Raw genomic sequence first — 11,718 nt, forward strand, 5'->3', positions numbered from 1 at the left:
TAGAGCACAACCTTGCCAAGGTTGGGGTCGCGGGTCCGAGTCCCGTTTTCCGCTCTATTTTATTTGTTTAAATAGAGAAACATACCTAATTTATGAATTTATATTTAAGATATTTTGATCAGGAAGCATTTGCAACAAATGTGGATCAAGCAATAGATTTTTTGAAGAGTATTCCTGAAATTGGTATGGACGAATCATTAGAGGCTGATGTACGCGATTATGCTGCTAGTGATGTTTGTTATCCTAAGCGTTATAAGGTTCGCCCCCGTGTCTATTTCATCGTTATAAAAACCACTGCAGCTAGCATGCGTGACTTCAAAGACAAGAAGGCGTTGCGTTCAACTCCTTCTGAGGAACATCGTGAAAATGTGAGCCCTTCTGTTGTTCGATTGAACCAGCAACAGCCGGGTTGGTATGAAGGTGCGCTTGATTTTAAGCGTGTCGTTATGATTCCTGCCACTGGTAAGTTCGAATATCGTGATACCCATTTCGTTGCTAATGTCAAGGCACTCTCTGCTTTGGACTGCTATAATCGTATCGTTGAGTATTTGCGTCAGCGAGTAGATTCCCGTAGCCAGTTCCCGTCGGCAAAGGGTAAGAATTTTGCATACCGTTATTTGGGTATGTGGAAATAAAGTAATGTAGATAAGTTTCAAATTTGAGGAGGTAGGCTATGAATAAAGTCATGTTAATAGGCAATGTGGGTAAAGAGCCTGATGTTCATTATTATGATGCCGACCAAGCTGTAGCTCAAGTGGTATTGGCAACGACAGAGAAGGGGTATACTCTGACTAATGGAACTCAGGTGCCTGACCATACTGATTGGCATAATCTGGTTTTTTACCGGGCTTTAGCAAAAATAGTGGAGAGATATGTTCATAAGGGTGATAAACTCTATGTGGAAGGAAAGATACGTTATCGCTCGTATGATGACAAGCAAGGAAAGCGCAGGTATATAACTGAGATTTATGTTGATAATATGGAGATGCTTACGCCGAAATCAATGTCATCGTCAGCATCTCAAGCTTCTCAGACTGTTACCCCAACACCTCAGCCTGCTACACAGGGAGCAAGTGGTTCTTCTCAGACGTCACAAAGTGAAGATGGACTCCCATTCTAGCTAGTGCTATTTTGTTGTTATTAAATTTTAAGATCAGAAATTGGATATTTCAACCATAACAGATGCTTTCGGAGATGTGGTTTTACAACAGCCCACTACCGGAGTGATTATAGCAACCATTCTGGCTGCTGTATTGTTACTTATGTCTGCTTTTGCCAGCGGCTCGGAGATAGCATTCTTCAGTTTGTCACCCTCTGATGTCGCTGAGCTGGAAGACGGAAAGTTTGATGCAGACAAGAAAATTCAGAATCTTCGTGATGATTCTGAGCGTACATTGGCAACAATTCTTATTGCAAATAATTTTGTCAATGTTACAATTATCATGCTCTTGAACTATGTGATTGCTGGCGTTATTTCGTTCGGTGAAAGAGCACTTTTACTTCAGTTTCTTTTTACTACAGTAATTCTCACCTTCTTACTCTTGCTTTTTGGTGAAATTATGCCAAAGGTTTATGCCCGTCAAGATCCGTTGAAGTTTTGTCGTCGTTGTGTGGGAGGAATTCTGTTTGCCCGTAAGCTGTTTTGGCCTATTGAAAATATTTTGCTCAAGAGCGGAATGATGGCAGAAAAAATCATACAGAAAGAGAATCATGTTCTAAGTGTTGATGATCTGGAACAGGCATTGGAACTCACTGATAAAAACGATATCAAGGATGAGCAGAACATGCTGAAGGGTATTATCCGTTTTGGAGATGAAACAGCCAAAGAGGTGATGACCAGTAGACAGAATATTGTAGATTTGGATATCCGAAGTAATTATGCAGATGTCTTGAAATGCATTGAAGACAATAATTATAGCCGTATTCCAGTTTATCAGGATAATACGGATAATATTCGTGGCATTCTGTATATCAAGGACTTACTGCCTCATCTTACGAAGAGTTCCAATTTTCGTTGGCAGAGTTTGATTCGTCCTCCTTATTTCGTTCCTGAAACAAAAAAGATTGATGATTTGTTGCGTGAATTTCAGGAGAATAAGGTGCATATCGCCATTGTGGTAGATGAATTTGGTGGTACAAGCGGCATTGTCACTCTTGAAGATATACTAGAGGAAATCGTTGGCGAAATAAATGATGAATATGATGAGGAAGAGAAGTTCTATTCGAAATTGAATTACAACACATTTATTTTCGAAGGAAAAACCCTGCTTACAGACCTTTGTCGTATCTTGAATGTAGATGATGAGGAGTTTGAAGAGGTAGAGGGTGATGCTGATACTTTGGCAGGTCTGTTGCTTGAGATAAAGGGAGATTTCCCTAGTATTCACGAGAAGATAGATTATAAGAATTATACTTTCGAGGTGATGAATGTAGAGGAGCGCCGTATCAGTAAGATTAAGGTTACGGTGCATCCCGTAAGAAATCAGGAAGAAGAAAAAAAATAACATGGTATGGCAGTAGTCAATATACGTGAAGTTTATCCAGGTGTGAGTTTAGGCTTATGGCAGATGGATGAGGAGGTAGAGCAGTTGTTCGAACAGTATCCTCATCTTCAAGCCTATAGATCATCATTGGAGGCAAAATATAAGAATGATGGCAGGAAACTGGAGTTTCTTGCCATTCGTGCATTAATGTATGAGATGTTGAAGGCGAATGGTGCATCCAAGGGTTTGCTTTCTCATGCTGGCGATATCATCCATAATGAGGCGGGTAAACCTTTGTTTCGTGGTTATCACATCAGTGTGAGCCATACCAAGGGGTACGCAGCGCTTATTCTTTCCAGAAATCAGGAAGTTGCTGTAGACATAGAATATTTCAGCGATAGGGTAGAACGTATTTCTTCTAAATTCTTAAGAAAGGATGAGAATGCTTCTGATTTGGATTCCAAGTTGGTACATTGGTGTGCCAAGGAAACGGTTTACAAATTGTTTTCTGAAGAAAACTTGAAGTTTGATGATATGCGCGTGAAGCCTTTTGATACGATGTCTGATTGGGCTTGTGATGTAGAGAACTTGAAAAATAAGAAGGTAGCGCATGTTGACTTTGAACTGACCATGGAGTTTGTCTTAACTTATGCAGCTATGTAAATTCCTACAAAATGAAAGTTTTATGAAAAAAATAATGGGGAGAGGAGTGCTGCTGAGTACTCTTCTTTTTTTTAGTTTCATGGGCTATGCAGAAGAGTGGCAGGTGGTGAGAGAGAATGCTCAAAAGTCTTTTCACAAGACAGTACCTGCTGGCAACTATAGTGGCATTACCCATTTGCATGATGATATATATGCGGTGGTGAGTGATAAGTCGGATAGTGCCCTCTACTTTAATTTTCGTATCCAAGTGAATCCTGCAACGGGCGATTTAGAGCAGGTGGAGAACCTGGGTTATACTTTTATGGTGGATGGTAGTCGCTTTGATGGTAAACCATGGCATGGAACGGAAAAAGGTTTTGATCATGAGGCTATAGCTAAGGTATCGGATTCAACTGTGGTAATAGCCAGTGAAGGAAAATGTAGATTGAAGGAATATCTCATAAAGGATTATCCTGCGAAATTATATCTGAAGGGTTGGGAGAATGTTTGGCCGCCAGAGGATTTTTATCCTAATTATAATTTCGAGTCACTGGCTTTCGATTCTATCCGCCATCTACTTTGGACAATTCCTGAGAGTACGCTTCGGAAGGATGGTGTACCGGCTACCCCGGAGAATGGATTAGCTAATAAGTTGCGGTTAATGGCTTATTCCTGGTCTCATGGTTTACAAGATTCTATCGGATTTGGCATGGCAATGTACGCTTATCAGATGGATGCACCTTCTACTCGTAGGAAAGCCGAGACGTATGTGATGGGAGTAAGTGAACTTTGCGTTTTGCCAGATGGGCAACTTCTGGTATTAGAGCGTGAGGCTTTCATTCCGAAAGTAAAATTGGGCGCATTTTGCAAGTGCAAGCTTTTTTTAGTGAATCCTTCAAATGAGAAGAGGATTTCTGCTTTAGATCTTCTCAATCAAGATTCGCCCTTTGTCAAAAAGCAATTGCTCACAGAATGGAAGACTAGTCTGTCGCTCGTAAAGCGTTCTTTTGCAAATTACGAAGGAATGTGTCTTGGCCCCAAATTGGAAGATGGTTCTCAAGTACTTATCCTGCTTTCTGATTCACAAAATCAATATGCGGGAGTATTAAGAGACTGTTTTAAAACAATTGTGATAAAGAAAAAATAAAGTAGAAAAATGAAGAAGATATTTTTGTTCATATTATTCTGTCTTTCCGTATGCAGCATGTCGGCTTACGACTTTCTGCGAGCCGTGAAAGATGAGATTCCGGGAGGTTACAACTTCTGGGTTTATACGCCAGTAGATTATTTTTATTCGCAAGAGCAGACACCGGTCATCATCTTTCTGCATGGTGCCAGTCTTTGCGGCAGGAATCTGGATAAGGTGAGAAGGTACGGACCGCTTGATGCCATCGTCAAGGGGCGCGATATCGATGCGCTGACCATCGTTCCGCAGAATCCGGGAGGAGCCTGGAATCCGAAGAAAATCATGGATATGCTCGACTGGGTGAAAAAGAATTATCCGTGCGATTCTACCCGGGTTTATGTTCTGGGCATGAGCTTGGGCGGTTATGGAACCATGGATGTCTGCGCCACTTATCCCGACAGAATAGCTGCCGGCATGGCGCTGTGTGGCGGCTGTTCTTATAAAGATGTGAGCGGATTGGGCGATTTGCCTTTCTGGATTATCCATGGCACAGCAGATAGGGCAGTACCGGTCAAGCAATCGAAGGTTGTGGTAGATAAACTTGAAAAGGATGGCAAGGATACCCGATTGATATACGACTGGTGGAAGGGTGCCAATCACGGTACCCCTGCCCGCGTGTTTTATCTGAAGAAAACCTATCAGTGGCTCTTCTCTCACAGCCTTTCAGATAAGGACAGACCCGTTAACCGCAACATCAGTATTACGATGAGCGATCTGGGAAGGGCGTATGGTGATGTGAACCGAAATGCCCCTCAGCCTGAACTCATCGATGGTCCGAGTGTGATCAAGCAGGAGGGAAATGAATATTAAGGAATCAGGTGAACAGTTCTGCTACCTTCTCCAGCCAATTCTTATCAATATCATCGAAGGTGCAGAGGTGTTCGCTGTCAATATCCAGTACGGCAAAAAAAAATGAAAAACTGTCATTTTCATAGAAATATTTCTATCCTTTCAATCTTTTTTCGTACTTTTGCACTATCAATTAAGCTAAAGAAAAGTCTGATTTTAAATGAAGTAAGAAAATGGCTGATAAAGATATGAAATGGAAGACGCTCTCGCAGAAGTATCTGATAGAGAAGCCTTGGCTCACGGCACGAGTGGATAAGGTGGAATTGCCTACGGGAGCCATCATCGATGAATATTACGTGCTGGAATATCCCGATTGGGTGAACACCATCGCCATCACGAAGGACGGAATGTTCGTATTCGTTCGCCAGTATCGCTATGCGATAGGTAAGACGGTGAATGAACTCTGTGCCGGAGTGATAGAGAAGGGCGAGGATCCGATGGTGGCTGCCAAGCGAGAGCTGATGGAAGAGACTGGGTTCGGAGGCGGTAACTGGCAGAAGTGGATGACGATTTCGGCTAATCCGAGCACTCATACCAATCTTACCCATTGCTATTTGGCTACGGATGTGGAGCGCATGGATGTGCAGCATCTTGACCAGGCTGAGGATATCGAGGTTCGCCTCTTCTCCAGGGAAGAAGTGATAGAAATGCTGGAGAAGGGTGAAATCTGGCAGAGCCTGATGGCTGCTCCGCTATGGAAGTATTTTGCGAAAGCAAAGTAAGCTGCAGGGCTTCATTTATAAAAGCCAAGTAAACAGCAGACAATAGACTGTAAGCAATAGACATTAAACAATAAACATTATAAAGATGGTAATAGATTTCGAAAAGATTGCTGAGGCTCACTTGGAGGGCTTCAAGGGTGGACAGGGTAAACTCGACACCCGTAACTATGTGGATGACAAGGTGAAGATTATGTATTCTACCTTGCGTCCGGGTGCATCAACTGGTCTTCATACTCATGAGGGCAACTGCGAGATTATCTATGTGGTAAGCGGCACTGCTACTTTCCATTATGATGATACCGTGGAGGAGGTTCGCCAGGGACAGGTGCATTACTGCCCGATGAACCATGCTCATTATATGGAGAATCTCACAGATCATGATCTGGTGTATCTCGCCATTGTGCCTGAGCATCATTAATATCCCTGAAGTATCAGGGAAAACCACATCATATTCCTCCTGAGGAAAATGTAAAAAGAAAGTCCAACTCGGATGCCTCTCTCTCTGAAAGGCTCCAAGCTGGACTTTCGTCATTCTTATCTCTCTCTTTCTTATATTGCTATAGTCATCTGTTTTTTATCTAAAAGAATATGCTGCTGATTATAGTTTCTCGCAGAACTCGATTTTCTCCTTGTTAGGACCTTCGATGGTAAAGAACTTTACGCCGTTCTCCCAGAAAGGGAGACCATTTACCTGCTGATCCAGCATCTTGAAGGTGCCAGCTTCCTTCACTACCAGGAAGAGATCGTCTATGTTCTTTACATCGATGGCGATGTGGTCGATGGCTCCATATTCCATCTTTGCCTGATGGTTCTGATAGGTCTCGATGATGAGATTGTGGAGCTGGAGGAAGGCTACTTCCTCGGTGCCGTTTACTGTGCGGAGGGCTGTCTCGAAGCCCAGGGCATGATAAAACTCAATGGTCTTGTTGATGTCGTTGGTAGGAATGCCGATGTGCTGCACACCTGTTGTAAAATCTTTAATCTTCATAATGAATTTGTGTTTAGATGATTGTTATGATAAAACTTTCTGTGTTTTTTTGAAGATTTAGAAGCGGATGATTTCTGCTCCAATCTGGAAATAACTCTCGTTGCTCTGCGGATTCCACATGCCCTTGGCGTAAACAGGAACGGTGTAGTTGCCGAGCTTGAGGTCGTGGGTGGCTTGCAGCGATACGTGAACGATGCCTGCCGTGGTTCCGAAGAAGTGGGCATCCTCGCCAGCTCTGTTCAGGGCGAAGGCTCCACCTACTCCTGCATCTACCTTCCAGCCATCCTTCTGGTAGATAGGGTATTCCGCATAGGCGAAGGTGGAATATTTCTGCTTCGTATTGTCGCTGTTGCGGTCGCGTCCGAAAACTACCGTTGACCAGCTCAGGAGCAGTGGAAACTTCTCGTCCTGGAACCGGTAGCTCAATGTAGCATCGAGGAATCGGCCGGTGGTATGGGCAGAATAGTTCCAGTATTCCTTATTATTATAGGTGGCGCCAGGGGAGAAGTTGTAGGTGTCCCATAGGGCGAATCCCCAACCGCCAGCCTTCAGATTCAGATAATGGTTAAACTCCTTGTAGGAGCCTTCCGAGTTGCAGCCACCCCAAAGTCCCACGGTAACGTGGTCGTTGACCATCGTATAGCTCAGGTCGGTGAGGAGGACGATGCCGTCGGAAACTTCCATGCCACGCCACAGATGATTGTTCTGCACGTTGGCTTTCAGATGGAGCTGTGCGTGGGCATTTCCCAGATACGCTGCCATCATCAAAACAATAACTACAATTCTTTTCATGGTTGAACTATAAAACAATTTTTGAACCTAACTAAAACTAACTAAAACAAACTAATAACTTTTTGAACCTTATAAACTTTCACTAAAAAATCAAAATAAATGAAACGTATATTTATATGAAAATAATCTTCGCAATAACTTTGGGCAAATGTGGCTTTACTTGGTAAATTCATCAGGCAAAACAGGCATGGCTCCATTCTGTGTACAGACGAATGCCGAAACCTTTACTGCCAATTCATGTGCCTCTCTGACGCTCTTTCCCTTCAGGATGCTTGCCACGAATGCACCTGTGAAGGAATCGCCAGCGCCCACCGTATCAGCCACTTCTACCTTCGGAGTCTCTATAAACGAAACTTCGCCAGGGGTGAATACGTAGCTGCCGTTTACACCGCAGGTAAGAATGAGCATCTTCAGATTGTACTTGCCCAAGAGGAGCCAGCATTTGTTCTCCAGGTCGATGCCCGGATAACCGAAGATGCGGCTTACGGTAATCAATTCCTCGTCGTTGATCTTGAGGATGTTGCATCGCTTGATGCTCTCGGTGATAATTTCCTTGGTATAGAATCCCTGACGGAGATTGATATCGAAGATTTTGAGGATTCCTTCTTCCTTCGGCATGTTATCGAGGAAGCGGTAGATGGTGTTACGGGAAACCTCGTTGCGCTGAGCCAGCGAACCGAAGCAGGCTGCGGTGCAATTCTTTGCCAACTTCTCCAGGGCTGGTGTGTAGGGGATGTTGTCCCAGGCTGCTCCCTCCTTGATGTCGTAGCAAGGAATGCCGTTGGCATCGAGTGAAACCTGGACGGTGCCTGTAGGGTAGGCTACCTTGTCTATCTGATAGTTGAGATGGTGATCGTTGAGTTCCTTCTCCAGTTCCTTGCCCAGTTCATCATCACCCATTGCACTGACCGCACAGCTATTGAGTCCGAACTGTGAAACGTGGTAAGCAAAGTTGGCTGGAGCGCCACCTAGCTTCTTTCCTTCTGGAAGCACATCGAAGAGTGCCTCACCGATACCTATCACTGATTGTTTCTTTTCCATTGTCATTTTTACTTTAAGAATGTTAGAGATGTTACTTGATTTCTGTTGCAAAGGTAGCATTTTTCAGCTACCTTCACAAAGAAAAATCATCTAAACTTTCTGCAAACGTTCCCGCAATCGTTTCCAATTTCTGCAATCGTTTGCAGTATGTTTCTTCTCTTCTATCCTTTACTTCTTCTCTCCAGGTTTCTGTTCGAAATCGATGAGAACCTTCATGCTGGTTTCGCGATGGGTGTCGATAAACTTGTAGGCATCATCGTATTCTTCGAAGGCGAAACGGTTGCTTACGAGTGGCTTGAGGTTGACGATGCCCTTGCTTACGTAATCGATGGCTGTGAGATAATCTTCGTGGCGATACATCATCGAACCGATGAGTCTCAACTCATGCTCGCCGAGATAGAACATGCTGAGGGCTGGGTCCTTGGCAAAGACAGCCACAACCACGATGTCGCTACCTTTCTCGATGGTCTCCATCAGCGAACGGATGGAAACTTCTACACCAGCTACTTCGAAACCTACCTGATAGCCTTCCTCACCGAAGAGTTCCTGGGCTGCCTCCTTCAAGGTCTTCTTGGTGATGTTGAGGGTATGCTTGATGCCGCATTCGCGAGCCTTAGCCAGGCGGAGGTCGCTTACATCGGTAATGAGTACATTCTTGGCACCACGGGCAATGCAGAACTGGGCTATGAGGTTGCCGATGGTTCCTGCACCGCTCACTACTACATTCTTACCCTTCACATCGGTGCGGTTGCTGGCATGGGCACCAACGGCTGAAGGCTCAATCATGGCACCATAGTCGAGGCTCATGCCTTCCGGCAACTTAGCCACGCGGTCATCATCTACTACGAAGAAATCCTGTGCAGCACCATCTGCCTGGAAAGCCTGAACACGCAGGTGCTCACAAACGTTATACTGTCCTCTCTTGCAAGGGTTGCACTTGCCGCAAACCAACTGTGGGCGAGCGGTGATATGGTCGCCAGGCTTGCAGACGGTAACTTCGCTGCCTACAGCCATAACCACTCCAGAGTACTCATGTCCCTGAACCACTGGGTAGAAGGTGGCTGGGTGAAGACCGTGGTAAGAGTGAATCTCGCTACCGCAGATGCCGATGCGCTTGATGTTGACGAGAACCTGATGAGCAGTTAAGTCTGCTGCCTTTGGTTCTGCTACTTCCTTGAATTCGATATGCTTTGGTTCTACCAATATTGCCTGTCTCATAATTATAATATTTTGAAATTGTTATTGTTATGTTGGTGGGATAAAAGATCCCGGTTTAATTTATTTCTTCTTATTCTCCAGATCGGCCATGATCTGCTTGTATTGCTTCTTGTTGAGCTTGTAGAAGCAGAGGCATCCTGCGGTGACAATCCACAAAACTCCAGGAATGGTGCTGAAGGCGTGGTGCATGATGCTCAATACTTCCGGATTCTGCATGGCGTTGCTTACGTATCCTGCACTGCCCAGGGCAATGGCGAGAAGCGATGTGCCGAGTGCCATTCCTATCTTGTTGCCCAGCGAGATGAAGGCGTATTGGAATCCATCGTTTCTGATGCCCGTCTTCCACTCGCCATACTCCACACAGTCGGGGATGATGGCATAGATGGCTGTATTGAAGCCTGAGAAGAAGAACCACGACAAAGCTGAGAACAGATAGAACATGATGGCGCTGCCGTTAGGGCTGAAAAAGTACAGACCTATCATCGTAATACCGGTGAGGAAAGCGAAGATGGCTGCCGTGAAACCCTTGTTGCCCGTTTTTCTGAATACCAGAGGGAAGCAGGCTGCACCTATGATGCTTGGCACGATGATGGCCATGGAATAGTAGGAGAAGAGTGTTGCCGAACCTTCTACATAAGTAAAATAGTAGAGCATGTCGGCGTTGCGTCCGTAGTGGATGAAACCGAAGAGCAACTGTCCTAAGAGGGCGAGCAGATAGGGCTTGTTCTTCATCACGGAGCGAAGCTGCACCTTTAGAGGGAGCTTCTGTCCCACAGGAACTTCTACCACTTCCTTGGTCTTATGGAAGCAGAACAGATGGCAGGCAGCGAAGATGATGCCGTAGAGTACAGCCACAGCCAGATAACCATATTTGGTATCGCCTGCGCCAAACCAGCTGATGAGCGGAACGGTTACGATGTTGATTACTCCGATGGCCATCATGGCGCTCACCGAACGGCTGGTGTTGAGCTTGGCTCTCTCATCGATGTCTTGTGTCATGGCTCCGCAGAGTGTGCCGTAAGGCAGGTTCACGCAGGTATATCCCAGCACCAGGATGCAGTAGGTTACTGCCATATAGATAATCTTGGCGGTCTGGCTCCATTCCGGATGAGCCCAGAAGGTGAGTATCAGTACCAGTGCCGTGATAGGAGCTCCGAAGAGCAGCCATGGGCGGAATCGTCCCCATCGGGTGTGGGTCTTGTCGGTAAGTGTGCCGATGATGGGGTCGTTGATGGCGTCCCAGAATCGGGACACAAGCATCAGGGTTGCTACGGCACCCATGCTGATTCCGAACACATCGGTGTAGAAAATCATGAGGAAATTGCCCACGAACATCCAACTGAAGTTGCAGCCCACATCGCCCATGCCATAGGCGAGCTTACTGATGAAGGGAACCTTTCCCTGTGAATGATTCTCTTGCGAGTTGCTCATTTGTGAAACATTCGCTTGCATATTGTCTGCTTGCGAACTGTTCGCTTGAAATTTAGAATCTTGTTCCATATTTCTTTTTCTTAGGTTTGATTGTGATACTTAATGTTGTTTATTCTTTGTCTTGTGAAGAAATAGAGCGATTTGAGAAATCGTTTTTCCTTTTCACGCTGCAAAGATAGAACGATTTCGCTGGAAAAACAAGAAAAAAAACGACTCTTTTTTTGCAACCGTTCCCGCAACCGTTCCCATTTTCCGCAACCGTTCCCAAAAAGATTTCTCTGTTTTTTTGTTGTTGCTTTCATAGAAAATAAGTATCTTTCCTCTATAAAACGAAAATGATTTCCCTCGCATAGGGTAACTACAATT

General features: G+C 44.9%; 14 protein-coding genes. 8 read left to right on the plus strand and 6 right to left on the minus strand.

From position 1 onward, the window contains the following. Window positions 1-92 precede the first annotated feature (92 nt). From F7D73_RS08465 to F7D73_RS08500, 8 genes are all read left to right on the plus strand, one after another. Window positions 93-635, plus strand: coding sequence for a hypothetical protein (locus F7D73_RS08465; RefSeq protein WP_153123856.1), 543 nt, complete (start codon window positions 93-95; stop codon window positions 633-635). A gap of 38 nt (window positions 636-673) precedes the next feature. Beyond that, window positions 674-1,120: a single-stranded DNA-binding protein gene (locus F7D73_RS08470; protein WP_153123858.1), complete on the plus strand. Its 447-nt coding sequence runs from the start codon at window positions 674-676 to the stop codon at window positions 1,118-1,120. Between the two features lie 40 nt (window positions 1,121-1,160). After that, a complete protein-coding gene (gene gldE, locus F7D73_RS08475) occupies window positions 1,161-2,504 on the plus strand; it encodes a gliding motility-associated protein GldE (RefSeq protein ID WP_153123860.1) in 1,344 nt (447 codons plus the stop codon). A 6-nt stretch (window positions 2,505-2,510) separates the two neighbouring features. After that, window positions 2,511-3,146 carry a 4'-phosphopantetheinyl transferase family protein gene (locus F7D73_RS08480; RefSeq protein WP_153123862.1) on the plus strand — a complete coding sequence of 212 codons (636 nt, stop codon included), beginning with the start codon at window positions 2,511-2,513 and terminating at the stop codon, window positions 3,144-3,146. 22 nt (window positions 3,147-3,168) lie between these two features. Continuing rightward, the gene (locus F7D73_RS08485; RefSeq protein WP_194256878.1) at window positions 3,169-4,272 is read left to right on the plus strand and encodes an esterase-like activity of phytase family protein; all 1,104 of its coding nucleotides are present in this window, start codon (window positions 3,169-3,171) and stop codon (window positions 4,270-4,272) included. A gap of 9 nt (window positions 4,273-4,281) precedes the next feature. Further along, window positions 4,282-5,121 carry a phospholipase gene (locus F7D73_RS08490; RefSeq protein WP_437182308.1) on the plus strand — a complete coding sequence of 280 codons (840 nt, stop codon included), beginning with the start codon at window positions 4,282-4,284 and terminating at the stop codon, window positions 5,119-5,121. Between the two features lie 212 nt (window positions 5,122-5,333). Next, window positions 5,334-5,882 carry an NUDIX hydrolase gene (locus F7D73_RS08495; protein ID WP_153123866.1) on the plus strand — a complete coding sequence of 183 codons (549 nt, stop codon included), beginning with the start codon at window positions 5,334-5,336 and terminating at the stop codon, window positions 5,880-5,882. A gap of 85 nt (window positions 5,883-5,967) precedes the next feature. Beyond that, window positions 5,968-6,300 carry a cupin domain-containing protein gene (locus F7D73_RS08500; protein WP_022122055.1) on the plus strand — a complete coding sequence of 111 codons (333 nt, stop codon included), beginning with the start codon at window positions 5,968-5,970 and terminating at the stop codon, window positions 6,298-6,300. Between the two features lie 180 nt (window positions 6,301-6,480). Here the strand turns inward: F7D73_RS08500 and F7D73_RS08505 are convergent, their stop codons facing one another. The 6 genes from F7D73_RS08505 to F7D73_RS16205 all read right to left on the minus strand — a co-directional run. Continuing rightward, a complete protein-coding gene (locus tag F7D73_RS08505; protein WP_153090545.1) occupies window positions 6,481-6,870 on the minus strand; it encodes a VOC family protein in 390 nt (129 codons plus the stop codon). 57 nt (window positions 6,871-6,927) lie between these two features. Then, the gene (locus F7D73_RS08510) at window positions 6,928-7,662 is read right to left on the minus strand and encodes a hypothetical protein (RefSeq protein ID WP_153123868.1); all 735 of its coding nucleotides are present in this window, start codon (window positions 7,660-7,662) and stop codon (window positions 6,928-6,930) included. 156 nt (window positions 7,663-7,818) lie between these two features. Beyond that, window positions 7,819-8,703, minus strand: coding sequence for a carbohydrate kinase family protein (locus tag F7D73_RS08515; RefSeq protein WP_153123870.1), 885 nt, complete (start codon window positions 8,701-8,703; stop codon window positions 7,819-7,821). 168 nt (window positions 8,704-8,871) lie between these two features. After that, on the minus strand, window positions 8,872-9,921 hold the full coding sequence (locus tag F7D73_RS08520; RefSeq protein ID WP_117692312.1) for a zinc-dependent alcohol dehydrogenase: 1,050 nt from the start codon (window positions 9,919-9,921) through the stop codon (window positions 8,872-8,874). A gap of 60 nt (window positions 9,922-9,981) precedes the next feature. Further along, the gene (locus F7D73_RS08525) at window positions 9,982-11,421 is read right to left on the minus strand and encodes an MFS transporter (RefSeq protein ID WP_228117680.1); all 1,440 of its coding nucleotides are present in this window, start codon (window positions 11,419-11,421) and stop codon (window positions 9,982-9,984) included. A gap of 11 nt (window positions 11,422-11,432) precedes the next feature. Continuing rightward, window positions 11,433-11,718 (minus strand): hypothetical protein (locus tag F7D73_RS16205; RefSeq protein ID WP_228117681.1); only part of this gene is annotated, 286 nt, incomplete at its 5' end.

The organism is Segatella copri, from assembly GCF_009494395.1.
Classification (GTDB): domain Bacteria; phylum Bacteroidota; class Bacteroidia; order Bacteroidales; family Bacteroidaceae; genus Prevotella.